The 23,691-nt window shown below is 67.4% G+C and carries 22 protein-coding genes and 2 tRNA genes; 17 read left to right on the top strand and 7 right to left on the bottom strand.

The annotated features are described in order from the left end of the window. Positions 1-215 precede the first annotated feature (215 nt). Genes QSK25_RS08465 through QSK25_RS08445 form a run of 5 tightly spaced genes read left to right on the top strand, consistent with a single transcriptional unit; the run spans position 216 to position 5,021 of the window. On the top strand, positions 216-479 hold the full coding sequence (locus tag QSK25_RS08465) for a hypothetical protein (RefSeq protein WP_285635920.1): 264 nt from the start codon (positions 216-218) through the stop codon (positions 477-479). Beyond that, positions 476-1,936 (top strand): FtsK/SpoIIIE domain-containing protein, encoded by a 1,461-nt coding sequence (locus QSK25_RS08460; RefSeq protein WP_285635917.1) that lies wholly within the window; start codon positions 476-478, stop codon positions 1,934-1,936. The genes QSK25_RS08465 and QSK25_RS08460 overlap by 4 nt, the downstream gene beginning before the upstream one ends. Then, positions 1,933-3,543 carry a replication initiator gene (locus QSK25_RS08455; RefSeq protein ID WP_285635914.1) on the top strand — a complete coding sequence of 537 codons (1,611 nt, stop codon included), beginning with the start codon at positions 1,933-1,935 and terminating at the stop codon, positions 3,541-3,543. The genes QSK25_RS08460 and QSK25_RS08455 overlap by 4 nt, the downstream gene beginning before the upstream one ends. 18 nt (positions 3,544-3,561) lie before the next feature. After that, positions 3,562-3,741 carry a helix-turn-helix domain-containing protein gene (locus tag QSK25_RS08450; protein ID WP_090074583.1) on the top strand — a complete coding sequence of 60 codons (180 nt, stop codon included), beginning with the start codon at positions 3,562-3,564 and terminating at the stop codon, positions 3,739-3,741. Next, positions 3,741-5,021, top strand: a complete 1,281-nt coding sequence (locus QSK25_RS08445; RefSeq protein ID WP_285635901.1) for a tyrosine-type recombinase/integrase — start codon at positions 3,741-3,743, stop codon at positions 5,019-5,021. The genes QSK25_RS08450 and QSK25_RS08445 overlap by 1 nt, the downstream gene beginning before the upstream one ends. A gap of 15 nt (positions 5,022-5,036) precedes the next feature. Here the strand turns inward: QSK25_RS08445 and QSK25_RS08440 are convergent, their stop codons facing one another. From QSK25_RS08440 to QSK25_RS08430, 3 genes are all read right to left on the bottom strand, one after another. Beyond that, complete coding sequence (locus QSK25_RS08440; RefSeq protein WP_285635889.1) at positions 5,037-6,116, bottom strand: toll/interleukin-1 receptor domain-containing protein; 1,080 nt, start codon at positions 6,114-6,116, stop codon at positions 5,037-5,039. 124 nt (positions 6,117-6,240) lie between these two features. Next, positions 6,241-6,325, bottom strand: a tRNA-Ser gene (locus QSK25_RS08435). A gap of 30 nt (positions 6,326-6,355) precedes the next feature. Then, complete coding sequence (locus QSK25_RS08430) at positions 6,356-6,787, bottom strand: MarR family winged helix-turn-helix transcriptional regulator (RefSeq protein WP_285637546.1); 432 nt, start codon at positions 6,785-6,787, stop codon at positions 6,356-6,358. Positions 6,788-6,951: 164 nt separating this feature from the next. Here QSK25_RS08430 and QSK25_RS08425 point away from each other — a divergent pair, with 164 nt between their 5' ends. From QSK25_RS08425 to ypfJ, 4 genes are all read left to right on the top strand, one after another. Next, complete coding sequence (locus tag QSK25_RS08425; protein WP_285635886.1) at positions 6,952-8,667, top strand: bifunctional metallophosphatase/5'-nucleotidase; 1,716 nt, start codon at positions 6,952-6,954, stop codon at positions 8,665-8,667. Positions 8,668-8,765: 98 nt separating this feature from the next. Next, entirely contained in the window at positions 8,766-9,326 is a 561-nt protein-coding gene (locus QSK25_RS08420) for a hypothetical protein (protein WP_285635883.1), read from the top strand. A gap of 57 nt (positions 9,327-9,383) precedes the next feature. Further along, positions 9,384-10,163 (top strand): hypothetical protein, encoded by a 780-nt coding sequence (locus tag QSK25_RS08415; protein WP_285635881.1) that lies wholly within the window; start codon positions 9,384-9,386, stop codon positions 10,161-10,163. 572 nt (positions 10,164-10,735) lie between these two features. Then, positions 10,736-11,632, top strand: a complete 897-nt coding sequence (gene ypfJ, locus QSK25_RS08410; protein WP_285635879.1) for a KPN_02809 family neutral zinc metallopeptidase — start codon at positions 10,736-10,738, stop codon at positions 11,630-11,632. A 48-nt stretch (positions 11,633-11,680) separates the two neighbouring features. On the opposite strand, the gene QSK25_RS08405 is transcribed toward ypfJ, so the two are convergent. The 3 genes from QSK25_RS08405 to QSK25_RS08395 form a co-directional block, all read right to left on the bottom strand. After that, a complete protein-coding gene (locus QSK25_RS08405; protein WP_285635876.1) occupies positions 11,681-12,388 on the bottom strand; it encodes a class I SAM-dependent methyltransferase in 708 nt (235 codons plus the stop codon). A gap of 141 nt (positions 12,389-12,529) precedes the next feature. Then, positions 12,530-12,949, bottom strand: coding sequence for a VOC family protein (locus QSK25_RS08400; protein ID WP_285635873.1), 420 nt, complete (start codon positions 12,947-12,949; stop codon positions 12,530-12,532). 10 nt (positions 12,950-12,959) lie between these two features. Then, the gene (locus QSK25_RS08395; protein WP_285635870.1) at positions 12,960-13,391 is read right to left on the bottom strand and encodes a helix-turn-helix transcriptional regulator; all 432 of its coding nucleotides are present in this window, start codon (positions 13,389-13,391) and stop codon (positions 12,960-12,962) included. 144 nt (positions 13,392-13,535) lie between these two features. On the opposite strand from QSK25_RS08395, the gene QSK25_RS08390 reads away from it, so the two are divergent. Together QSK25_RS08390 and QSK25_RS08385 are read left to right on the top strand one after the other, a co-directional pair. Continuing rightward, positions 13,536-16,010, top strand: a complete 2,475-nt coding sequence (locus QSK25_RS08390) for an SdrD B-like domain-containing protein (RefSeq protein ID WP_285635867.1) — start codon at positions 13,536-13,538, stop codon at positions 16,008-16,010. A gap of 123 nt (positions 16,011-16,133) precedes the next feature. Next, a complete protein-coding gene (locus QSK25_RS08385; protein ID WP_285635864.1) occupies positions 16,134-16,883 on the top strand; it encodes a sulfite exporter TauE/SafE family protein in 750 nt (249 codons plus the stop codon). Positions 16,884-16,900: 17 nt separating this feature from the next. Here QSK25_RS08385 and hisC read toward each other — a convergent pair whose 3' ends face one another. Next, entirely contained in the window at positions 16,901-17,968 is a 1,068-nt protein-coding gene (hisC, locus tag QSK25_RS08380) for a histidinol-phosphate transaminase (RefSeq protein ID WP_285635861.1), read from the bottom strand. A 76-nt stretch (positions 17,969-18,044) separates the two neighbouring features. Between hisC and QSK25_RS08375 the strand changes: the two genes are divergently transcribed. The 6 genes from QSK25_RS08375 to QSK25_RS08350 all read left to right on the top strand — a co-directional run bounded on the left by QSK25_RS08375 (position 18,045) and on the right by QSK25_RS08350 (position 23,670). Continuing rightward, positions 18,045-18,686, top strand: coding sequence for a dienelactone hydrolase family protein (locus tag QSK25_RS08375; RefSeq protein ID WP_285635858.1), 642 nt, complete (start codon positions 18,045-18,047; stop codon positions 18,684-18,686). A gap of 229 nt (positions 18,687-18,915) precedes the next feature. Continuing rightward, the gene (locus QSK25_RS08370) at positions 18,916-19,389 is read left to right on the top strand and encodes a hypothetical protein (RefSeq protein ID WP_285635855.1); all 474 of its coding nucleotides are present in this window, start codon (positions 18,916-18,918) and stop codon (positions 19,387-19,389) included. Further along, the gene (locus tag QSK25_RS08365; RefSeq protein WP_285635852.1) at positions 19,386-20,654 is read left to right on the top strand and encodes a PPE domain-containing protein; all 1,269 of its coding nucleotides are present in this window, start codon (positions 19,386-19,388) and stop codon (positions 20,652-20,654) included. Before QSK25_RS08370 ends, QSK25_RS08365 begins: the two co-directional genes overlap by 4 nt. Further along, on the top strand, positions 20,651-21,406 hold the full coding sequence (locus QSK25_RS08360; protein ID WP_285635849.1) for an ESX secretion-associated protein EspG: 756 nt from the start codon (positions 20,651-20,653) through the stop codon (positions 21,404-21,406). The genes QSK25_RS08365 and QSK25_RS08360 overlap by 4 nt, the downstream gene beginning before the upstream one ends. 75 nt (positions 21,407-21,481) lie before the next feature. After that, complete coding sequence (locus tag QSK25_RS08355) at positions 21,482-23,425, top strand: acetoacetate--CoA ligase (protein ID WP_285635846.1); 1,944 nt, start codon at positions 21,482-21,484, stop codon at positions 23,423-23,425. A 155-nt stretch (positions 23,426-23,580) separates the two neighbouring features. Then, positions 23,581-23,670 (top strand) — tRNA-Ser (locus QSK25_RS08350). Positions 23,671-23,691 lie beyond the last annotated feature (21 nt).

Here is a 23,691-nt window from a genome sequence, read left to right as displayed (position 1 = left end):
AGACGGAGAAACGGCCGCTCTGCTCCTGGTGCAGGGCGCTCGCGAAGAAGCTCGGTCAGAGCTGATCCACAACTGAACAAACAGCGTTGGTGTGTGTCGCGCGGAAACAGTCCAAAGTCTTGGCGGGCCTTGACTGTTCCCGGCGACGTACACCAACTCGAACGACCCTGAAATCGTTGGGACACAAGGAGATTCGAGTCATGCATAGGGTATCTGTGCGCACCTGGGGTGCGTCAAGTCGACAGGACCGGTTCGCCGCGATGGTGGGGCGTTTGCAGGCGGTCGACAGCTACACGGTGATGGTCGACGGCGGCGAGCTGGTCAGCCTCGAACTCACCCAGGCTCAGGCTGAAGGGTTCGAATGCCTGACGTGCAAGCGACTGTGCGGCAACGGGTTGAGCGCATTCAAGCCCGTGGGGTTCATCCCTAGTACAGGCATGGTGTTCCGCTGCGTCTCGTGCCTGGGCGGTGCGGCATGAGCGGGACGAAGTGGGTCGATCCGGCCCCGTTCGAGGGTGCTCGGCCGCGTTTCCCTTGGTGGATCTGGCTTCCTCGGTGGACGAAGGTTGTTGCGGCACCCTTCGTGCTGGCGGGCTTCGCCGTGTGGCTCGGCGTCCGCCTGGTGCTCGCCGTCGTGCGGTACCCGGTCGTTGCCGGCCTGGCCGTCGCCGGTCTTGCGACCTATCGGAAGTTCGGGCTCTCGCCGCTCGTGCTGGCGCTGCTCACGCTCGTCGCTGTGCTGCTGATCTGGTTCGGGCTTCACCAGCCGTCGTTTCTGCGGCACTGCTGGTACCGCGCGGTCACTGAGTGGCGGCGGGCCACGGTCTACGTGCCGAAGTGGCGCACGGTCATGCGGCTGGCTGATCTGGCCAAGGAGCACCGGCGCAAGGAGTACCTGCCTGAGCTGCGTCGCGTCCGAGCTGAGGGCTGGCGGGACAAGGTCCGGGTGCGGATGATCCCCGCGCAGTCTCCAGAGCAGTGGGAAGCGCGTCGGGACAACCTGGCGCACTCGTTCAACGCTCGATCCTGCCGGGTGCGGGTGCTGAAGCCTCGGCTGCTTGAGCTCGACTTCATCCACGCTGACCCGCTGGCTCGGCCTGTGCCTGTTCCGCCGCTGGGGGATTCCGCGGAGGTCGACCTGAAGAAGCTGGTCGTCGGGAGGACGGAGACCGGCAAGCCGTGGCGGTTGAAGCTGCTCGGCTCTCAGATCCTCGTCGTCGGCGTCCCTGGCGCGGGTAAGGGCTCGGTGCTTTGGTCGATCGTCTGGCAGCTCGCCCCCGCCATTCGCGCCGGCCTGGTGAGGCTCGTCGGTATCGATCCCAAGGGCGGGATGGAACTCGGCCAGTGTCCCGACGCCTTCGACAAGGTCGTCTACGACAACGGGCCGGAAGCTGTCGAGCTGCTGGAAGAGATCGCTGCGGAGGTCAAGGCTCGCGCTTCGCGGTACCGGGGTGTTCGACGGCTGTGGACTCGCACGGCCGGTGAGCCGTTCACGGTCCTGGTGGTCGACGAGCTGGCGGACCTGGTCGCCTACCAACAGGACAAGCAGCTCCGGGAACGCGCTGGGCGTGCTGTCCAGACGATCAGCTCGCAGGGACGAGCTCCTGGTGTGGCCACGGTGGCGCTGGTGCAGGACCCGCGCAAGGAGGTCGTGAGCTTCCGGCACCTGTTCACCACTCGGGTGGCGCTGCGCCTGGACGAGCCGATTCAGGTGGACATGGTGCTTGGGGATGGCGTTCGGCAACGTGGCGCGGCTGCTCATGAGATCAGCGAGAACACGCCTGGTGTCGCGTGGCTCAAGGAGGACGGGCAGCGCGAACCGGAACGCGCGAGGGCCTTCCATGTCACGGACGCGGACCTGGTCGAGCTGGGCGTCTACTTCGCTCCGGCCACCGTTCACGACTTCCCGGCAAGCAGCGAGCGGAGGGCGGCATGAGCACGAACATCACTGCGTTTCCCGGCGATGTTGCAGGTCAGACCCGCGCGGAACGGATGAGGCAGCCTGCCGCGCTCGACGTCACCAAGGCTGCCGCTGAGCAGCATGGCGTGTGCGTCCGGCCGTTCACGATGGAAGTCGAGGACCACGAGTCCTACGAAGTTCGCTACGTCGCAGTGCCGTGCGGCTCGACCGTAGAGAGCGTCTGCAAGCCCTGTGCCAAGAAGGCCAAGGCGTTGCGGATGGCTCAGTGTCGCGAGGGCTGGCACATGGACGTAGAGCCTGACTTCACCCCGAAACCGCCGACAAAGGACCAGACGGAGCTGCTGGAGTACCGCGCTGACCTCATGAAGGCCTTCAAGGAGGAAGGCAACTCGGCTGAGGCGGACGAGCTGCGGGAGGAGATTCACAGCGTCGACGAAGAACTTCGGCAACTCGGCGTTCGTGGTCGCCTGCCCTCGCCGGACGACCCCGGCAAGCGGCCCGTGAAGCGCTCGACGAAGCGTCGGCAGGACGCGCCGGACCTGCCTCGGCGGCGAGTCGAGAAGCGGACAGTTGGACGGGAGTTCGCTGGAGCCTTCCGTCCCTCGATGTTCGTGACGCTCACGCTCGACACCTACGGCAGGGTGCGCGACGACGGCACCCCGGTCGATCCGGACAGCTACGACTACCGCCGTGCCGCGAGGGATGCCGTGCACTTCGCGTCGCTCGTTGACCGGTGGTGGCAGAACCTTCGGCGGGTCACTGGCTGGGACGTGCAGTACTTCGCCACGGTCGAACCGCAGAAACGCGCTGCTCCGCATCTGCACGCGGCACTCCGCGGTTCGATCCCCCACGAGCTGATTCGCCTGGTCACGGCCGCCACCTACCACCAGGTGTGGTGGCCCAACCACGACGAACGCGTCTACGTGGACCAGCTGCCGGTCTGGGACTTCAACGCCAAGGCGTTCATCGACCCCGATACCCGAAAGGCCTTGACCACCTGGGAAGACGCGGAGGTCGAGGAACCGGCGCACGTCGCGAAGTTCGGTCGTCAGGTGCACTCCAAGGGCATCCTCGGCGGCTCTGAGGAAGCTGGGCGGCACATTGGCTACCTGACGAAGTACCTCACGAAATCCATCGGCGAGGTGGTCGAGCAGGACACCGAACGACAACGCCGGCATGCGGACCGCCTGGCGGACGAGCTGGCTGTCACGCCCTGCTCGGACCGGTGCGCGAACTGGCTCCTCTACGGCGTCCAGCCTCGCGGCGCGAACTCGCGGATGAGCGCTGGGCGGTGCAAGGGGAGGGCTCACCGCAGGGCCACGCTCGGGCTGCCTGGGCGGCGGGTTCTGGTGTCCCGCAAGTGGTCGGGGAAGACGCTCGCGGACCACAAGGCCGATCGGAAGCGGTTCGTGCTCCAGGCGCTCAAGGCCGTGGGGATCGAGAAACCGGAGAAGGACCCGGCTCGGCTCGTCTGGCACAAGGTGCGGCCCGGTGATCCGAACGTGCCTCCACGGGCTCACCTGCTCATGCATGCGATCGCTCAACGCGTGACGTGGAAGGCCGAGTACGACCGCGCATTGCTCGCGGCTGGGCCTCCAGATCTTTCGGCAACTGCGGCCTGATCAACCAAGGGGGAAGACATGAACGACATCGCGTATCGCGTTGAGGAAGTCGCTCGGGCCCTTCGGGTGGGGCGGACGAAGGTGTTCGACTTGATCAGGGCTGGTGAGCTGGTGTCCGTCAAGATCGGCGGGAGTCGTCGGGTTCCGGCCTCGTCGGTGCAGGCGTACCTGTCTCGGCTGATCGCGGAGGCTGCGTGATGGCCGGGGGCAAGCGGTCCAACGGTGAGGGCTCGGTCTACCAGCGCAAAGACGGGATGTGGATCGGCGCGGCCTACGTGCTCACCACGACCGGGCACCGCAAACGCGTCACTGTTTCGGCAACCACGGAGTCGGAGGCCTGGAAGAAGCTCAGGAAGAAGATCGCGGACTCCGATGCCGGCATCCCCGTAGCTGCGGAGACGTGGACGCTGGAGAGCTATCTCAAGTACTGGCTGTCCACTGTGGCCGCGACGAAGAGGCCTCGGACGGTCGAAGGATACGGCGTGGTCGTGCGGCGGCACCTGGTGCCCAACCTCGGGACGAAGAAGCTCCAGCGGTTGTCGGCGCAAGACGTCCGGACGTTCATCACGCGGCTCCGGAACGACTGCCGGTGCTGCGCGGAGAAGATCGACGCTAACCGGCCGAAGGATGCCCGGCGTTGCTGCGCCAAGGGGAAGTGCTGCAAGACGGTTCTTTCCGACCGGACGATTCAGCAGATCCACGCCGTTCTGCGGAATGCGCTGGCGCACGCAATGCGGGAGGAGGTCGTGCCGCGCAACGTCGCCCGGCTCGTTCAGGTCAGGTCGCCTCGGTACGACGTGAATCGGGGCCTCAACGCCGATCAGGCAAAAGGACTGCTCAAGGCGGCCGAAAACGATCGGCTGAAGGCGCTGTACGTGCTGGCGCTCTACCTCGGAATGCGACGCGGTGAGTTGCTCGGCCTTCGGTGGAAGGACATCGACTGGGACGGGTGGGATGAGCCCTGCGCTGGACACGGGGACGACTTCTGCGAGGACTGCGCGGAGCAGCACGCACCGACGTTGCAGATCCGTCAGACGCTTCAGCGGGTTGGGACCAAGCTCGTGTTCGTCCCGCCGAAGACGGACCGGTCAGAGCGGGTCATGCCGTTGCCGCTGCTCGTCGCCTGGGCGCTCGTCGATCACTGGGACCTCCAGGACGACGAAGTGGAGGCTGCGGGGGAGCGGTGGGAAGAGTCAGGGCTGATCTTCACGACGGTCCTCGGCGGGCCGATCGATCCGACCTACCTCCGGTCGAGCTGGTACCCGATCCGGAAGCGCGCCGGCCTCGATGAGGTGCGCTTTCACGACATCCGGCATTCGTGCGTGACACTGCTGCTCAGGCTCGGCGTGCCGCCGCACATCGTCCGGGACATTGTCGGTCACTCGAACATCGAGGTCACGATGATGATCTACGCGGCCGTCTCCCTTGAAGACAAGCGGGAGGCCTTGAAGAGGCTCACTGAAGAGCTTGGCGGATAACTTGGGTTAAGCCACTTATTTTCCCAAGCTTCTCATGACACGATCTCGTTCTTTGGCGTACTTTTCGGAGACTGACTCATCGACACTCAAGGTGAAGTTAACCTCAAGCCCGACCTCCGTTTCTCCGGCGGCGATTCGTTCAGTGATGCCCGAAAGCTGAGAAACGTAAGAATTGATGAAATCGCCAATTTGTCTAATTGGTAGTTCCACAAAGAGGGCGCCAAGTTCATACAGTTTCTTTAGTCCATCGTCTACGCCAATGCCACGCAGATCGGCCGCCCAATCGAGAAAGTCCTCGTAACAGTCGGTAAAACGGTTTCCGAGATGGATTATATTCTCGGGATCCCCAGGCTCTCCCTGTGCGCCGAAAGCCCACTCCTGGGCCTCGGGGGAGAAGATATTCATAAATGATTCCGCAATATCAACAACGCTGCCCATTCGGTCGGCTAGGTAGTTAACTGCTTCTATATCGTCGGATATCCTGCGGATCCTCCTGGCATACTTGATCTGGTGATCCCTGAGCTTGGACTGAAGCTTGATTTTGCCGCGCGAAATTACGCCAGCGAATAGCATGTACTCCCACGCCTCGGGGCGAACCGAGAGAAGCGTGGCCTGCTCGTTGTCAGATACCGGCGCGAGTGAGTAGTTGGCCGCCAGGGGAGCTTCGGATGCGGTCGCCCGGACTCCATTCAGCTTCTCTGCGAACATCGCGACCAGCTGTTCTGGTGTCGTCACACGAAGATCAATGTAGCCAACAGTCGGTCGAACACCAGGGATTTCCGTATCATCAAACCGCGCAGGGAGGATGTACTCCGAGTTTTCAGTCAGGGCCCGAGCTTGAGCGCTCCTGCGTTCGTGTGAGGTCCAAACTTTCTCCGCATATTGCTTCGAAGCGAAGATTATGCAGTATCGAGCTTGATCTCGATATACGGAGTCAAGGTGTTCATAAAGATCCCTGCCCCACAAGTTGACCTGTTCGTACCGATCGTAAAATACTTCGATCTTCTTTTGCTTGAGCAGTTCGGCAACCTGATCAACATACGCTCGCTGCTCACCCGCAAATGAGAGGCAGACATCGTACTCGGGGTTAGTCATGATCAGGATGGCCTCCGCTAGTGCCCACAGCGACAATCGGCCAGCTGAGGGCGTTGCTACACCCGTTGCTACACCAGAGGGGTTGTGAAGGCCTCCCGACGGCCTTCACAACCCCTCTGAACTGCGGAAGCGGAGGGATTTGAACCCCCGGACGGTTGCCCGTCTCCCGCTTTCAAGGCGGGTGCATTCGGCCGCTCTGCCACGCTTCCAACGACGCCGAACAGCGCCAAGCCCAAAGCCTAGCCGTTCGCATCCCGCAGGTGTGTCATGACCCGGTCGAACACCTTGGCCAGCACCTCACCCTCCTCGGGCGAGATCAGGTCCACGATGTGCGCCCGCACCCCGCGAAGGTGCGTGGGAGCAGCGGCGACCAACTGGGCGAGGCCGGCAGGAGTCAGCTCCGCCAGCACCCCGCGCCCGTCCTCGGTGCACTCACGACGAGACACGAGCCCGGCCTTCTCCATCCGCGCCACCTGGTGCGAGACGCGCGACTTGGACGAGGCGACGTCCTCGGCCAGTTGCGTCATGCGCATGCGGTGGTTGGGCTGCTCGGACAGGCGCACCAGGATCTCGTAGTCGGCCAGTGACACCCCGTGGGTGTCCTGCAGTTCGCGGTGCAGACGGTCCATGAGCATCGAGGAACCGTTCACGTAGGTGCGCCACGCGCGCATCTCGCCCTCGTCGAGCCAGTGCGGCTCCTGCTCACTTGGTGTCACGGGAACAAGGCTAGTCGGCGAGATGACGATCCTGTCGATCCTCTGGAAAACGGCGCCTCAAAAAGGCAGACTCCCACGCCGTACACGCGCGTTAACCACGCCTTCGAGAGGCTCTACCCATGAGTTCGTTCAGACGGCTTTCCGTTCTGGCGATCACCGCCGCCGCGGCCACTGTCATCAGCGCTACCGGGCCTGCCCAGGCCGATGTCCAGTCACTGCGCGGTCGGGGCACGGTTGACGTGCGCCTGATCGGCATCAACGACCTCCACGGCAACATCGAGCCGCCGAGCGGGTCGTCGGGTCGAGTGATCCTCCCCGACGGCACGACGGTCGACGCCGGTGGTGCCGCGTTCAACGCCACGCACATCAAGAACCTCCAGAAGGAGGTCAAGAACTCCGTCATCGTCGGGCAGGGTGACCTGATCGGTGCGTCGCCGATCGTGTCGGCGCTGTTCCACGACGAGCCGACGATCGAGGTGCTCAACAAGGTCGGCATGGACGCGACCGCGGCGGGCAACCACGAGTTCGACGAGGGCTACAAGGAGCTGCTGCGCATGCAGCGCGGCGGTTGCCACCCGACGGACGGGTGCCAGTTCAGCGACAAGTACAAGGGCGCGAACTTCCCGATCCTCGGTGCGAACGTCACGCACGCGAAGAGCGGGCTGCCTGCTCTGCCGCCGTTCTGGATCGAGATCCGGGACGGGATTCCGATCGGCTTCATCGGCATGCCGCTCAAGGACGTGCCGATCCTGGTCGACCCGAACGGCATCAAGGAGCTCAAGTTCGGTGACGAGGTCAAGGCGGCCAACAAGTACGCCAACCTCCTCGACGCCATCGGCGTGAAGTCGATCGTGCTGCTCGTGCACCAGGGCGACCAGGTCACCTCGTCCGGTGGCGGCCCCAACGCGTGCAACGTCGCCCCCAACAACCCCGGCAGCGTCATCGCCACGCAGGTCAGCCCCAAGATCGACGCGGTCTTCTCCGGCCACAGCCACCAGCACTACAACTGCGTGGTCAAGGACCCGGCGGGCAACCCGCGGCCGTTCATCGAGGGCCTGGCCTTCGGCCGTGAGCTGAGCGTCGTCGACCTCAAGATCGACCGCCGGACGCGCGACGTCATCCGCGGCGAGACGAAGGCCGACAACAAGATCGTCACGCGCACGGTCACGCCGGATCCGCAGATCCAGGCGCTGGTCGACCTCGCCAAGACGAAGGCCGCTCCGATCGCCAACCGTCAGGTCGGCACCATCGGCTCGGACATCCTGCGGGCGCAGAACCCCGCCGGTGAGTCGCCGCTCGGCAACCTCATCGCCGACTCGCAGCTCGAGGCCACCAAGGGCAACGGCGCCGTGCTCGCGCTGATGAACCCCGGTGGCGTGCGCGCCGACCTCACGTTCGCTCCCTCGCCCGTGGGTGAGGGCCCCGGCGTGGTGACGTACGGCGAGATGTTCACCGTGCAGCCGTTCGGCAACATCCTGCAGACGATCACGCTGACCGGCACGAACCTCAAGGCCGTGCTGGAGCAGCAGTTCACGGCGGCCCGCCAGTTCGTGCTCCAGCCGTCCGCCGGCCTGAAGTACAGCTGGTCGCAGTCCGCGCCGTTCGGCTCCAAGGTTTCGAACATCACGCTCAACGGCGTGCCGCTCGACCCGAACGCCAGCTACCGCGTGACGATCAACAGCTTCCTGCAGGGCGGTGGTGACGGCTTCAGCGAGTTCACCAAGGGCACCGCCATCACCGGTGGTGGCATCGACCTGGACGCGTTCTCCGCGTACCTGACGGCCAACCCCGGCCAGTCCGCTCCCGCGCTCGACCGCATCACGGTCACGCCGTAACCGAAGAGCGCACCTGAAGGCCATCCCGGCGACGCGCAGTCGCCGGGATGGCCTTTTTCGGATGTCGGACTGCTCCATTTGATCTAGGGTGAGGGCCGATGTCGTGGTTGCGTCGGCTCCTGCTGCTCGCCGGTCTGGTGACCGGCGCCTGGCTGCTGGGCGGCGCAGGCCAGGCGAACGCCGACGTGAAGGTCGGGATCGACCGGCTCGAGGTCGAGGTCGGGCTCCCCGTCGTCGAGATCGCGCTGAAGGTGGAGACCACGCAGCCGCAGACTCCGGTGCCGCCGGTGTCCACGCCGGACCCGCGCGTCGAACCGGCCGCCGAACCTCCGCAGCCCCAGCCCGCACCTCGGCAGCCCGCAGCACCCGTCGTGCACGCCGAAGCGCCCCAACAACAGCAGGGAGCGCCGGCGCCTCCCACGACGACACAACCCGAGCCAGAACCCGTACCCGTCCCGCAGCCCCAGCAGGCCGAGCAGCCGGTCCCCGGCACGCTCCCGCAGAGCGGCGCGGGCAGCAGCACGAGCAACCAGGCCCCGGTGGGCACGCTGCCGCACGCAACGAGGCCGCCCGCCACCACAGCACAGCTCGCGAACGACGAACACCACGACGCGCCGCACACCGTGCGCGCCGACAAGCCGACGTTCTCCCCCGACTGACCCTCCCGAGCCACACGCGCCGGAAGGGATCAGTCAACTCAGGGAGAACCAGAAGTCATGCGCAAGAACCTCAACCGCACCATGTCCGCAGCCCTGCTCACCGGTGGCCTGATGGTCGCGACCGCCGGCTGGGCCCAGGCGGTCCCGGTGCCGATCAACGTCGACGACGAGGTCCGCGTCGGCAACCTGCTGAGCGTCCCGGTCAAGGTCTGCGGCAACGCGATCAACGTCCTCGGCCACAGCGACGCCACCTGCGACACCGAGCCCGCCGAGCGCCTGCAGGCCGACAAGGCACTGGTCTCCGCCCCCGTCACGGTCTGCGGCAACTCGGCCGGCGTCGCCGGCGGCGGCGCGGGCAGCTGCGGCGAGACCAAGCCGGAGCAGGCCAACGGCACCGTCGAGGCCCCGTTGACGGTCTGCGGCACGGCGGCGGGCGTGCTGGGCACCGCGACCGGCGACTGCGGCAAGACCGAGACGCCCGAGCAGCCGGGCGAGAACCCGGAGCAGCCGGGCGAGAACCCGGGAGAGAACCCCGGTCAGAACCCCGGCGAGAACCCGGGCCAGACCCCCGGCGGCGAGACCCCCGGCCAGAACCCGGGCACCGGCAACCCCGGCGGCGGCAACAACAGCGACAACTCCGGCAGCGGCACCACCGGTGACGACTCGGGCGCGGGCCTCCCGCAGACCGGCACCAAGGCCTCCGAGCACGCCGCCGCCGTCATCCCGACCCTGTCGAAGACGGGCGCGGACCCCCTGGAGTTCCTGCTGGTCGGCTTCGGTCTGATGACCGCCGGCGTGATGGCACGTCGTGGCGCGCGCCGCGGCACCAACGCCTGATCAACAATTCACGATCTTTTCTCACAATCGCCCGGCGAGATTCTTTCTCGCCGGGCGATTGCTGTCTGCAGTGTCGATCTCCGCAGGTCACCCGTCTGACTTCACCAATTCAGGTTTGCGGTGAGGTGTTGTGAAATGTGGCGATCAAGCGCATAGTCGATAACGAGCTGGCAACCGGCAGGTGAATGAACTGGACCGCCCGGTGGCCACGCCCAGAAGGGGTAGGTGGTGCTGTGCAGGTATCTCCTCGCTGTGGCGAAACGCGGTTTGTCGCATCCCCGCGAGCGGATCGGACGTGACCGGTCCGGGCGCGACTGTGTAGCGGCGGACACGAGGTTTCGGGTGCCCAGGCGCCATCTGGCGTCGCTCGGCGCACTTCGACGCTGTTGAGCTCGGCATCGGTGTCGTCTCGAGGCGTCACCGGCTGAGCGCCACGCCAACCTCCGTGGGCCGTAGTCGTCACAACCAAATGGGAAAGCCCAGGTGCGGTGCCCCGACGTCGGGTCCCGCACCTGGGCGTCTTTTGTGCTTTATCGTGTGCCGCCTACGGGTCCTTGGCATGGAGGCACGCGGTGCAGTTCAACGAAGGCGCGGAACTCGACCTTTCGCAGGTTTCGGACCAACGCGGCGTCGGTGGCCGGGTCGCCGGGGTCGGCGGTGGTCTCGGCGTGGTCGGCCTGATCATCTACTTCCTGTTCCAGCAGTTCACCGGCATCCAGCTGCCCGCGGGCGGGCTGGAGGGCCTGGGCAGCAACACCCAGGTCGAGTCCGGTCAGCTGGCGGAGAAGTGCAAGACGGGCGCGGACGCGAACCGCGACAGCGACTGCCGGGTCGTCGCGACGATCAACTCGATCCAGGGCTTCTGGACCGACCAGTTCGCCCGCTCGGGCAACACCTACCAGGTCACCAAGACCAACTTCTTCCGCAACAGCGTGAACACCCGCTGCGGCAACGCGACCTCGGCGGTCGGGCCGTTCTACTGCCCGGCGGACTCGCAGGTGTACATCGACCTGGACTTCTTCAACGAGCTGCGCACCAAGTTCGGCGCGACCGGCGGCCCGTTCGTGGAGGCCTACGTGCTCGCCCACGAGTACGGCCACCACGTGCAGAACCTGCTCGGCACCTCGGACCGCGTCCGTCCCGGCACCGGCCCGACGTCCGACGGCGTGCGCCTGGAGCTGCAGGCCGACTGCTACGCGGGTGCCTGGGGCAAGGCGGCGACGACCGTGCCGTCCTCCAACGGCCAGCCGTTGATCACGAACATCACCCAGGAGGACGTCAACGCGGCCCTCGACGCGGCGGCCCGCATCGGTGACGACTTCATCCAGCGCGAGCTCGGCGGCGGCAGGGTCGACACGACCAAGTTCAGCCACGGCAGCTCGGAGCAGCGGCAGAAGTGGTTCACGCTCGGCCTGCAGACCGGCGACCCGGCCCGCTGCAACACGTTCGACACGAACAACCTGGGCTGACGACGAACGAGCGGCCCGCCCCCGAGGCAGGGGACGGGCCGCTCGGCCTCAACGACGTGCCACGGCGAGCAACCGGTGGCCGCCCAGCCGGAACGCGCTGCCGTCGACGTCGCCGAACAGCTCGACCGACGAGAACCCGGCCGAGTTCAGCATCCGGGTCAGCTCACCGGCCGTGTAGACGTGCTGCACGCAGGTCGACTCCTGCGTCCGCTCGCCGTCGCCGAACACGAAGTCGATCACCAACCGCGCGGTCGCGACGTCGTAGGTGTTCACGGCGACGCAGTCGACGCCGCCGAACGACATCCGCAGCTCACCCGGCAGGTTCGGCAACAACGACTCGGCCGTGCAGCCGTAGTCGATCACCAGCACGGGCGCGGCGGCGGCCAGGTCGCCGAGGAACCGCTGCGAACCCTCGTGGTCGAGGTACCCGAAGCTGTTGCCCAGGCACAGGGCCAGGTCGGCGGTCACGCCGAACGAGCCCAGCGACGCGAGGTCGCCCAGCCGCCAGTCGAGTTCCGGGGCCGACGCACGGGCGTGCGCGATGGCTTCGGAGGAGATGTCGACACCGGTCGTCGTGTAGCCACGACGGGACAGTTCGATGCTGTGCCTGCCACTGCCGCACGGCACGTCCAGCACACGCGGACCGGCGCTGAACGAGGTGATGAAGTCGATCTCGGCCGAGGTCTGCTCCGGCAGGACGGCGCCACGCCAGAACCTGTTGGCGAGATCGGTGAAGAACGAGGTGTACCAACTCAAGGTGATGCTCCTGGTGATCGCGAGAATCAGTGCGCGAGAGTCACCGGGCACGGCTGAAGCACCCGGTGCGTCCGGGGGCTGCCATGGCATCGACCTTGTCTGTGTAACCGCCTTGGGGCACTACTGAAGCACAGCGGCGTCCTACCCGGGAAACGGATTTCGGCGCGTCGACGAGAAGCGGACCATGTTGCCGGACGGGTCGCGGAACGCGCAGTCGCGCACGCCGTAGTACTGGTCGACCGGCTCCTGCATCACCTCGGCCCCGGCCGCGCGGACCTGGTCGAACTTCGCGTCCACGTCGTCGTGGGCGAAGATGATCCCCTGCAGCGATCCCTTGGCCAGCAACGCGTGCAGCGCCTCGTGGTCGGTCGGCGGGACGGGCGGGCCGATCAGCGCCAGCCCGATCTCGACGTCGGGCTGCTCCGGAGGACCGACGGTGAGCCACCGGTAGTCGTTCTCGATGGTGGCGTCCGTGCGCACCTCGAGCCCGATGACGTCGCGGTAGAACTTCAACGCGATGTCCTGGTCGTGGACGAAGAGGAACGTGTGCGAGAGCTTCATGGCCGAAACCCTAGGGACGCGCTGAGCCCGTCGCTTCTCGAAACCTGCTCGGTCGCGTCAGCCCCTTCAACTGGCATCCGGGCACCGCGGCCAGCGCGTCGTGCGAGCGCGCCCGGTAGGCCGACGGAGTCTCCCCGACCAGTTCGGTGAACCGCGCCGAGAACGACCCGAGCGACGTGCAGCCGACCTCGACGCACACCTCGGTCACCGACATCTTCCCCAGCCGCAGCAACGCCTTCGCGCGTTCGATCCGCCGCGTCATCAGGTACCCGTACGGCGTCTCGCCGTAGGCCGCGCGGAACTGCCGGGCGAAGTGCGACGGCGACATCAGCGCGGCACGGGCCATCGCCGGCACGTCCAACGGCCGCGCGTACTCGCGGTCCATCAGGTCACGCGCCCGGCGCAGGTGCGCGAGGTCCTCGGGCGTCACGACGACCAGCATGCCACCCCGAAGGCAGAGAAACCCCCGCGTTGCTCACGCTCGAAGACCCCCGACGGTTGCCCTGGTCACCAAGAAAAAAGACCGGGCTTTTGACGTTGGCCAAAGACCTTTCGGCAGGTCACGAGCCTGCGCTACGGTCCGCCCGTGCTCAAGCTCGGTGCGCTGACGACCGTCGTGGTGCTCATGTTCGGCTCAGTGCCAGCCCTGGCGCAGGATGCGCCGGGGGGAAGCATCACCGGACTTCTCTACGCCGACAGGAACAACAACGGCGTGCAGGACCCCGGCGAGGTCGTCCAGGGCGCCAAGGTGTCCGTCACCAACGAGGACGGCCCCACGAAGTTCGAGACGACCACCGACGCCGATGGCAGGTTCGTCTTCGCGGACCTCCCACCCGGTTGGTACCGGCCGTCGTACGAAATCGCGGACGGCTGGATCGTCCGCAGGACCGTCGGCCCGGGCCTCGAAGACCAGCTCCTCGTCGACCACGGCACGACCGCCCGGGTGACCGCGCGCGCCGAGCGCCCGTACACGGAACAGCTGAAGCTGACCACGTCGATCGACCGCGACAGCTACGCGCACCCGGCGACGGTGAAGATCACCGTGACGCTGACCAACGTCAGCAGCCGCAGGATCGACGGCATCAAGGCCACCTGCGCCCGCGTGAGCACCCATGGCACGAGCTGCTCCAGTGGCGAATGGTGGCGCCTGGGCGGCGACAACGGCATCTCGCTCGACCCCGGCGGACAGTTCACCCACACCGTCGACGAGACGATTCCACCGAACGCTCTGCCGGACGGCGCGCTCGTGCTCGACCTCCTGTTCGCGCCGTACGCCGACCTGAACGAGGACGGCGCGAAGGCCCGCGTCGAGGCGAAGGTCACCGGCGGCCTCGGCCACCGCATGGTCCTCGGTGAGGACCGCGACGCCGACCAGCGGATCGACGCTTCCGAGGTGGTCAGCGGCGCGAAGGTCGTGTTGCTCGACTCCGTGCAGGGCCTGCCGATCACCGAACGCACCAGCGGCGCTGACGGCGTGGTGGAGTTCACCGGCCTGAAGGACGGCGAGTACCAGGTCGTGGTGCTCGGTTCATGGGCGTTCACGGACGAGGGCGAGCAACGGGTGGTCGTCCCCGCGCAGGGTGACATCACCAAGTTCCTGAAACGCGCCGCACCGGCGTCGTTGAGCGCCACGATGAAGTTCGACAAGCCGCGGTACGAGTCGCACGAGACCGCGCGTGTGGACGTGACGGTGACGAACACCGGAGGCCAGGCCGCGGAACGCGTCAAGTTGTCCGGCTACTTCCCGTACCTCGAGTACCCCGGCGAGCAGTGGCACGACGTGGGGCCGGACGGGCCCGGCACGCGCATTGCGGCCGGGGAGTCGCGCACGTTCACCGTCACGGCCGCGATCACCGGCGTCCCCGACAAGCTCGCCGCCACGGTGGAAATCCGCTACATCGGCATGCCGAGCGTGCTGAAGGTCGGCGCGGATACCGAGGTCGTGCAGTCCAACGGCGACATCACCGGCGTGGTCTACGTCGACCGCAACTCCAACGGTCAGCAGGATCCCGGCGAGGCCGCCCCGGACGCCGTGGTCGAGGCCAACGGCGGTGTGAATTACGACTACTTCCAGACGACGACGGACGCCGAAGGCCGCTTCTCGTTCCGCGACGTCCCCTCCGGTGGCTACCTGATCGCCTACACGCTCGCCGACGGCTGGATCGTGCGCGTGGAGACCGCCACCCCGCAGCACATCGTCAGCCCGGTCGAGCCGCTGGACCTCGTCGTCCGCGCCGAACGCCCGTACTACGAGAAACTCAAGGCGACCGCGGTGCTCGACAAGTCGTCCTACGCCCTCGGTGAGGAAGCCGAGATCACGATCACCCTCACCAACAAGTCCGGTCACCCCATGCGCGGCATTCAGGCTTTCTGCAGCCCCGTGGGCGTGGGCCAGGGGTTCGGCAACAAGCCGATGGTGGACGGCTGGGGTGATCTCCGCGACCGGGGTGTGGACGTCGGACCGGGTGAGACGAGGACGTTCACCGTCACCGAGAAGGTGTCCGAGGACATCCGGTTCGTCCGCACCCGCGCCATCGTGCAGTGCTCCTTCGCGCCGTGGGTCGAGTCGAACGAGGACGGCGCGACGGTGTACGACTGGGCGACCATCTCCGGCCAGACCGGCACGTTCACGGGAACGCTCGCGTACGACGAGAACGAGAACCTCGTGGTCGACGCCGGCGAGACCGTTCCGAACGTCCGCGTCGTGTTGATGAGTGAGAGGGAGTTCGGCGGCATCGTCGCCGAGGCCGTCTCGGACGCCGAGGGCACCGTGGTCTTCGAGCAGCTGCAGCCCGGTGAGTACTGGCCGCAGTTCGACGGCCCCTGGAAGAACAGGGATGACAACTCGCCCCAGGTGGTGGTCTCCATCGGATTCGACCCGGGCGGCGCGCTCTGGGTCGTGCCCGGCCCGGCGCCGACCCGGCCGCCCGGCGCCGAACCGGAGCCGGTGCGCGAGGCGCTCGCCAGGACCGGGGCCAGCGTGCTCGGCCTCGGCCTGGTCGCCGCACTCCTCGTCGCGTTCGGCTTCGGTGCCCGCCTGGCGGCCCGCCGCCGAACCTGATCAAGGCTGCAGAACGCAGGCCCGGTGCTCACTCTGAGTGCCGGGTCTGTTGTCATGAGCGCCACAGTTCGTGGTCCCGGGTCAAGTGTTAGCGTCGCGAACCATCGGGTACCTGGGGGTGACATGACGGTCTGGGAAGCAATTGCCGTGGTCATCGCGGGTGTGTTCGCGGGCGGTATCAACACCGTCGTCGGCAGCGGCACTCTCGTGACGTTCCCCGTGCTGCTCGCCGTCGGTTACCCACCCGTGGTCGCGAACGTGTCGAACAGCCTCGGTCTCGTGCCCGGTTCGCTGTCCGGCGCGTGGGGCTACCGCGAGGAGCTCAAGGGGCAGGGCGACCGCGTCAAGCGGCTGCTGCCCGCCTCGATCCTCGGTGGCGTCATCGGGGCGATCCTGCTGGTCACGCTGCCGGACAAGGCCTTCACCGCGATCGTGCCGGTGCTGATCGTGATCGCGCTGGTGCTCGTGGTGATCCAGCCGTGGCTCAACCGCAAGCTCTCCCACCGGCGCAACGACAACGATGGCGGCGTGCTGCTGTGGTTCGGCGTCTTCGCCGCAGGCATCTACGGCGGCTACTTCGGGGCCGCGCAGGGCGTGCTGGTGATGGGCATCATGGGTGTGCTGGTCAGCGAGCACCTGCAGCGGATGAACGCGCTGAAGAACGTGCTGACGGCGTTCGTGAACCTCGTCGCCGGCGTCCTGTTCATCTTCATCGCCGACGTGGCGTGGCTGGTCGTGCTGCTGCTGGCCGTCGGGTCCGTGGTCGGTGGCCAGATCGGCGCGAAGATCGGCCGCAAACTCCCACCCGCCGTGTTGCGCGGCGTCATCGTGGTGGTGGGAGTCGCGGCGATCGTTCAGCTGCTCACCAAGTAGCGGTTCCCAGGCGGTTCCTACGCGAGGAACGCGCGGGCGGCGGCCAGGAAGGCGTCGTTCTCGTCCGGCTCGCCGATCGTCACTCGCGCGCCTTCGTCGACGAACGCGCGCACGATGACCTTGTGCTCCAGGCAGTGCGCGTTGAACTCGGCGGTGCGTTCGCGCAGCGGCAGCCACACGAAGTTCGCCTGCGTCTCCGGCACGTCGTAGCCCATCGCCAGCAGTTCGCCACGCACGCGCGTGCGTTCCGCGACGATCGCACGGCAGCGGACCATCAGCTCGTCCTCGGCGTCGAGCGACGCCATCGCGGCCACCTGGGCCAGCGCGTTCACCGAGAACGGCACGTAGACCTTGCGCAGCACGTCCGCGACCGCCGGCGGGGCCACCGCGTAGCCGATCCGCAGGCCCGCGAGGCCGTACGCCTTGGAGAACGTCCGGAGCACGGCGACGTTGTCGTGGCCCGCGGCCCACTGCTGCTTCGCGAGCTCGACGCCGTCCGGCACGTGCGCGTCGTCGACGAACTCCTTGTAGGCCTCGTCCAGCACCACGAGCACGTCCCGCGGCACGCGAGCGATGAACGCCTCGATCTCCTCGGTGCGCAGCGCGGTGCCCGTCGGGTTGTTCGGGTTGCAGACGAAGACCATCCGCGTGTTCGGCGTGATCGCCGCCAGCATCGCGTCCAGGTCGTGCGTGTGCTCCGAGTTCAACGGCACGCGGACCTGCTTCGCGCCCGCCACGTGCGTGACGATCGGGTAGGCCTCGAAGGACCTCCATGCGAACAGCACCTCGTCGTTCTCGGTGCAGGTCGCCTGGACGAGCTGCTGGCACAGGGTCACCGAGCCGCAGCCGAGGGCGAGGTGGTCGGCGGGGACGCCGAGCCGGTCCGACAGCCGGTCGGTGAGTTCGACACAGCCCGAGTCGGGGTACCTGTTGATACCGGTGGCCGCGTCGGCGATCGCCTTGACGACGCTCGGCAGCGGTCCGGCGGACACCTCGTTGCTCGCGAGCTTGATGGCGCCGGGGATGGACCTGCCGGGCACGTAGGACGGCAGGGACGCCAGGTCAGCACGGGTTCGCACGGTCATGTCACCGATCCTCGCATTGCTCCGTCCGATTGGTCACGTTGACTGGAGTTCACCCCGTCGTGGAAGGGTGGGAATCATGACCAGTACCCGCGTCGAGACGCTTTCCCTCACCGACGGCCGTGAGCTGAGGGTGACGATCGCCGAACCCGACTCCGCCGTCCGGGGCGGACTCGTGGTGCTGCACGAGGCCCGCGGTATCACCGCCGGTGTGCGCACGCTCGTCAGCAGCCTCGCGGACGAGGGATGGCTCGTGATCGCGCCTCATCTCTACGACGCCGACCGCGTGCACGGCGACGACATCAGGGACCAGGTCAGCAAGCTCAACGGCGACCGGTTGCTCGCGGACACCGACGTCGCGTTCGTGTGGCTGGGCCAGCAGGGCGTGAGCGCTGACCGGATGGGCGTCGTCGGGTTCGACATCGGCGGCACCATCGCCATGGTCGTGGCCGCGAGCCGGACGATCGGCGCGGCCGTCACCGTGCAGGCGCCGGGCATCCTCGAACCGCTGTCCGAGGGCCTTCCCGCCCTGGTGGACGTGGCCGGCGACCTCACCTGCCCGTGGCTCGGCATCTACCAGGACGAGGACTCGGAAGATGTGAGCAAGCTTCGCGATGCTGTGATCAGTTCCGAAACCGCGTCAGATCTGGTCCGTTTCAACGTTTCGAGTGACGAAGCATGGGTTCGTGCGTTGAACTGGTTTGACGCTCACATGAGGTAAGAGTCTTTCCGGCGGATTGGAACCGAACCGTCGTCCAGGTACATCTAAGGAGTGCTTCGGACGGCTGACTGGGTGTAGCTCTGAGTAACGCCCAGTGCTGCGGTGACGAGTTATGCAGTGCAGGGGGTTATGAGGGATGGCTGAAGGCACTGGGACAGGCACCACCACTGGTACGACGACTGGTACGACCGGCACGACAACGACAACCGGCGCGGAGGCACCACCGCCGGTGACTCCTGACGTCTCGACGTCGGTCACCGCGCCGATCACGGCCGAGCAGCTCGCCGCGGCGAAACCCGTCCTCCAGCAGCAGATGCTGGCGGACAAGGCGGACGCGAGCCACGCGGCGGCCAAGCTCGACGAGGCCGCCGACTCGGGCAAGCTCACGCTCGACGTCGAGGCCGCCGACGCGCTGATCAAGGCCGTCGATGCCGCGCGCGACCAGGTGATGGACCTGTGGAAGCGCGCCACCGACCAACTGGCCACCCCGCTGCAGCTGGGGGAGAACCCGGTCGCCAAGGCGATCAGCGCGCGGTTCTCCGACCTGGCCGTGGGTGAGGACTCCGGTGCGGCCAAGGCGTTGCTGGACCTGTTCAAGGTCCTCGACGACATCGGCAACGCCCTGCGCCGAAACCGCGACAGCATCCGCGACGCCGACGAAGAAGCCGAGAAGTCGATGAAGAACGCCGGGGGGTCCTGGTGAGCCACGGTTCGCACGGCAACAAGGGCAACAACGACGACAAGGACAACAAGTCGTCGCACCACGACGACGACAAGTACGACCGCAACGACCTGCACGAGCCGGTCGACTGGATGACGTACACGCACGAGCAGCTCTACAACATGGTGCACACGGGCGTGAACCTCGCCGGTGCCCAAGAGGCAGCCACGAACTGGAAGAAGATCGGCGAGGACATCGCCGGTGTCCGGACGAGCCTGCTCAAGGCCGTCGAGGACTCTTCGGTCGGCTGGGACAGCGAATCCGCGCGGCTCGCCCGCGGTGGCATCACCGAGGTCACCAACTGGGTCGACGACACCGCGAACTACGCCACCAAGGTCGCGGACGCGATCACCACGGAGACGAGCAACGTCGAGGCCGCGCGCACCGCGATGCCGCCGCCTCCCAAAGCGCCGGAACCGCCGGTGCCCACGGACGCCGCGGTGGCGAACCCGACACTCGTGAACAGGTTCCAGACCGTCGACCAGGTCGACGGCTTCACCAGCCCCGCGTTGCGCGACCGGTTGATCGCGCAGAACCCCGGTGAGTTCGCGGGCTTCGAGACCGTCGGCAGCAGCCCGGTCGACCAGCTCGCGTCCAACGACGCCTCGCACCGCGCCGCCGCGGACGTGATGGCGGCGTTCCAGCGCAACTCGGCCGCGGTCGACCAGACCGTGCCGTCGCAGTTCACGCCCCCGGTCAACCCGCTCGCGCCGACGCCGACCACGCCCGACCTCACCACCCGCACGCCCGGCGCCGGTGACGGCACCGCCGGCGGTGGCGCCGGTGCCCCGGTCGCGACGCCGCAGAACGCGAACCAGAACCGCGGCACCACCAACACCTCCTCGCGCTTCGGCGGCGGGGGCGGTGGCCGTGGTGGCGCCGGAGGGTTCGGCGGCTTCGGCGGCATGGCCCGTCCGTTCGGCTCCGGCAACCAGGGTGCGGCGGCCAGTGGCGGTGGCGGTGGAGCCGGTGGTGGTGTCGGCGGTGGCGCGGCCGGCGTGAGCGAGGGCTCGCGCGGTGGCGGCGGTGCCGGTGGTGCCGCGGCTGCGGCTTCGGCGGCGCCCGGCAACACGACCAAGGCGTTCCAGAACCCGCTCGCGATGGGCGGCGCTCCGATGGCGGCCGGTGCCCCCGGTGCCGGTGGCCAGAACGACTCCCGCGAGCACAAGACGGCGAGCTACCTGGAAGAGGACGACAACGTCTTCGGCCTGGACCGCAAGGCGGCCCCGCCGGTGATCGGTCAGTGAACCAACGCCAGTACACGGTGAGCTCGCAGGAGTTCTTCCTGCTGTGGCAAGCCGTGCACGGCGAGGACCGCGTCGTGCCGCTCGGCACGCCCCACGTGGGCGCGACCAGGGCGGCGCGGCTGCGCCTCGTCGAACAGAGTTCGCAGACGCTCAGCGCGCGGCGGCTCGGCACGATCCAGCGTCCCGACCCCGACCTGCGCGCACTCGTCGCAGGCCTGGGGGAGTTCGACCGGGCGCTGGAGATCGCGTACTTCAAGGGCACCGAACTGGCCCGCGGCATCGCCTGCGCGGGCTGGGGCGGTGCCTTCGCGGCGCGGGTGAACGACCAGGTGCACCTCTACCCGTTCCACCCGACCGCCCTCGCCTCGGCCACGGTGTCGTCGTTGCCAGGCCTGCAGCCCGGCACCGGCCGTGCCGTGAACGTGCGCTGGGACGACTACGTCCGCGCGGGTCAGGCGGGTGAGCAGGAGGGCAAGCAGGCGTTCCTCGACGTCCTGCGCGACGCCGGCATCCGCGAGCCCGAGGCGCACAACCTGATGCGGATCATCACGTCCCGCATCGGCGGCGGCGAGCTGGGCCTGACCGCCCGCAACCGCGACGGCGTGCCGCGCCCGACCGGCCGTTCGGTCTCGTGGCTCGACACCCGCGAGGGCCGCTACCTCCTGCGCAAGCAGGACGGCTGGCTGGTGCTCGCACCGGCCGACGCCTCGCGGCTGACCAGCGCCGTCGACGAGCTGATCGCGGCGGGCTGAGACCACACAGGTGGGCTACCGCAAGTCCGCCAATCACACATGGACGTGCGGTTGTGCCTCGGTTAGACATGGGGCATGACCGACACCGACGTCGAACTGCTGTGGCGCCCGGACCCCACAAGGGACAACGGGATGACCGCCTTCCGCTCGTGGCTCGCTGACCGTGGGCATTCTTTTGACGACTACGAGTCGTTGTGGGAGTGGTCCGTCGCCGACCTCGAGGGGTTCTGGGGCGCCATAGCTTCGTACTTCGACGTCCGGTTCCACACGCCTTACGAGCGCGTTCTGGGGTCTGACGAGATGCCCGGCGCCCAGTGGTTCCCCGGCGCGACGCTGAACTACGCCGAGCACGCGTTGCGTCGCGGAGCCGACGACGACCTCGCCGTGATCTTCCATCGCGAAGACGGCGTCGCATCTTCTTTGACGTTCGGCGCCCTGCGTTCCCGCGTGGCCGCTTTCCGGGCCGCATTGGCGTCCCTGGGCGTCTCCCGGGGCGACCGGGTGGTGGCACTCGTCCCGAACGCCCCCGAAGCCCTCATCGCGTTCCTGGCGGCCGCCTCCCTCGGCGCCACGTGGTCGTCCTGCTCCCCGGACTTCGGCGCGCGGGCCGTCGCCGACCGCTTCACCCAGATCGAGCCCGCGGTGTTCGTCGCCGTCTCCGGCTACGTCTACAACGGACGGTCGTTCGACTGCCGCCCGGTCGTCGAGGAGATCCGCGCGCAGCTGCCGGGCCTGCGCGCCACCGTCCTGGTCGACTACCTGGACAACGGCTCCACGCTGCCGGACACGCTGTCGTTCAGCGAACTGGTTTCGGAGCATGAAGGCGCGGCGCTGGAGTTCACGCCGGTCCCGTTCGACCACCCGCTGTGGGTGCTCTACTCGTCCGGCACCACCGGCCTGCCCAAGGGCATCGTCCAGGGCCACGGCGGCATCGTGCTGGAACACCTGAAGATGCTGGGCCTGCACAGCGACCTCGGCCCCGGCGACCGCTTCTTCTGGTTCACCACCACGGGCTGGATGATGTGGAACTACCTCGTCGGCGCCCTGATGGTCGGCACGACCATCGTGCTGTACGACGGCAGCCCGGCCTACCCGTCGCTGAACACGTTGTGGCGCTTGGCCGAACAACACCGCGTCACCTACTTCGGCACGTCGGCCCCGTACGTCCAGTCGTGCCTCAAGGAGGGCCTCGACCCGTCCGCCAGCCACGACCTGACGGGCCTGCGCGTGGTCGGCTCCACCGGCGCACCCCTGACGCCGGAAGGCTTCCGCTGGATCGCCTCCGCCATCGGCAAGGACGTCCAGATCGCCTCGGTCTCCGGCGGCACCGACCTCTGCACGGCGTTCGTGGCCGCCTCCCCGGACCGCCCGGTCTGGCTCGGCGAACTCTCCTGCCGGGCCCTGGGAGCCGCCGTCTTCGCCTATGACGAGGCGGGCGCTGCGCTGGCCGACGCCGTCGGCGAACTGGTGATCACGAAGCCCATGCCGTCCATGCCGGTCTTCTTCTGGAACGACACCGACGGCTCCCGCCTGCGCGACGCCTACTTCGACACGTACCCGGGGATCTGGCGCCACGGCGACTGGATCCGCATCACCCCGCGGGGCTCGGCCGTGATCTACGGCCGCTCCGACTCGACCCTGAACCGGGGCGGCGTCCGCATGGGCACCTCGGAGTTCTACCGCGTGGTCGAGTCGATCGACGGCGTCGTCGACTCCCTGGTGATCGACACCTCGGGCGTGACCGAAGGCGAACTCCTCTGCTTCGTCGTCCTCGACGGCGTGGCGTTGTCAGACGTAGAACCCTTGCTGCGCAAGGAACTCCGCTCTTCGTTGTCGCCGCGCCACGTCCCGAACCGGTTCGTCGCCGTGGCCGAGATCCCCAGGACGTTGAACGGCAAGAAGTGCGAGGTCCCGGTCAAGAAGATCCTCGCCGGCGTCGACCCCGACAAGGCCGTCAGCAGGGGCGCGCTGCGCAACCCGGAGGCCCTCCGGCCCTTCCTGGAAATCGCCTCGGAATGATCTAGGTCACTCCGCGCGCGGTGACCAGGCGTTTAACGCCCCTCTCCGGCTCCCTGAACGTGCTCTGACCAGCAGGTTCAGGTGTTGGAGGGGGGCGTTTTGCAACTCGGTTGAAGACCTGTGTAACCTATGTCCCGTGGCCAAGGATGGTCCCGGGAGGCTTCGCCTAGTCTGGTCTATGGCGCCGCACTGCTAATGCGGTTTGGGGTAACCCCCCATCCCGGGTTCAAATCCCGGAGCCTCCGCAAGGCCGAGCCTCTAGGGGA

Source organism: Lentzea sp. NBRC 102530 (assembly GCF_030269365.1).
Taxonomy (GTDB): domain Bacteria; phylum Actinomycetota; class Actinomycetes; order Mycobacteriales; family Pseudonocardiaceae; genus Lentzea.
This window is presented reverse-complemented; position numbering and strand designations above follow the sequence as displayed.

What these genes read in the sequence shown, in the direction of transcription:
- QSK25_RS08460 (WP_285635917.1), top strand. Translation starts at nt 476, where the DNA reads ATGAGCGGGACGAAGTGGGTCGATCCGGCCCCGTTCGAGGGTGCTCGG.
- QSK25_RS08455 (WP_285635914.1), top strand. Translation starts at nt 1,933, where the DNA reads ATGAGCACGAACATCACTGCGTTTCCCGGCGATGTTGCAGGTCAGACC.
- QSK25_RS08450 (WP_090074583.1), top strand. Translation starts at nt 3,562, where the DNA reads ATGAACGACATCGCGTATCGCGTTGAGGAAGTCGCTCGGGCCCTTCGG.
- QSK25_RS08445 (WP_285635901.1), top strand. Translation starts at nt 3,741, where the DNA reads ATGGCCGGGGGCAAGCGGTCCAACGGTGAGGGCTCGGTCTACCAGCGC.
- QSK25_RS08440 (WP_285635889.1), bottom strand. Translation starts at nt 6,116, where the DNA reads ATGACTAACCCCGAGTACGATGTCTGCCTCTCATTTGCGGGTGAGCAG.
- QSK25_RS08430 (WP_285637546.1), bottom strand. Translation starts at nt 6,787, where the DNA reads ATGCGCGCGTGGCGCACCTACGTGAACGGTTCCTCGATGCTCATGGAC.
- QSK25_RS08425 (WP_285635886.1), top strand. Translation starts at nt 6,952, where the DNA reads ATGAGTTCGTTCAGACGGCTTTCCGTTCTGGCGATCACCGCCGCCGCG.
- QSK25_RS08420 (WP_285635883.1), top strand. Translation starts at nt 8,766, where the DNA reads ATGTCGTGGTTGCGTCGGCTCCTGCTGCTCGCCGGTCTGGTGACCGGC.
- QSK25_RS08415 (WP_285635881.1), top strand. Translation starts at nt 9,384, where the DNA reads ATGCGCAAGAACCTCAACCGCACCATGTCCGCAGCCCTGCTCACCGGT.
- QSK25_RS08400 (WP_285635873.1), bottom strand. Translation starts at nt 12,949, where the DNA reads ATGAAGCTCTCGCACACGTTCCTCTTCGTCCACGACCAGGACATCGCG.
- QSK25_RS08395 (WP_285635870.1), bottom strand. Translation starts at nt 13,391, where the DNA reads ATGCTGGTCGTCGTGACGCCCGAGGACCTCGCGCACCTGCGCCGGGCG.
- QSK25_RS08385 (WP_285635864.1), top strand. Translation starts at nt 16,134, where the DNA reads ATGACGGTCTGGGAAGCAATTGCCGTGGTCATCGCGGGTGTGTTCGCG.
- hisC (WP_285635861.1), bottom strand. Translation starts at nt 17,968, where the DNA reads ATGACCGTGCGAACCCGTGCTGACCTGGCGTCCCTGCCGTCCTACGTG.
- QSK25_RS08375 (WP_285635858.1), top strand. Translation starts at nt 18,045, where the DNA reads ATGACCAGTACCCGCGTCGAGACGCTTTCCCTCACCGACGGCCGTGAG.
- QSK25_RS08355 (WP_285635846.1), top strand. Translation starts at nt 21,482, where the DNA reads ATGACCGACACCGACGTCGAACTGCTGTGGCGCCCGGACCCCACAAGG.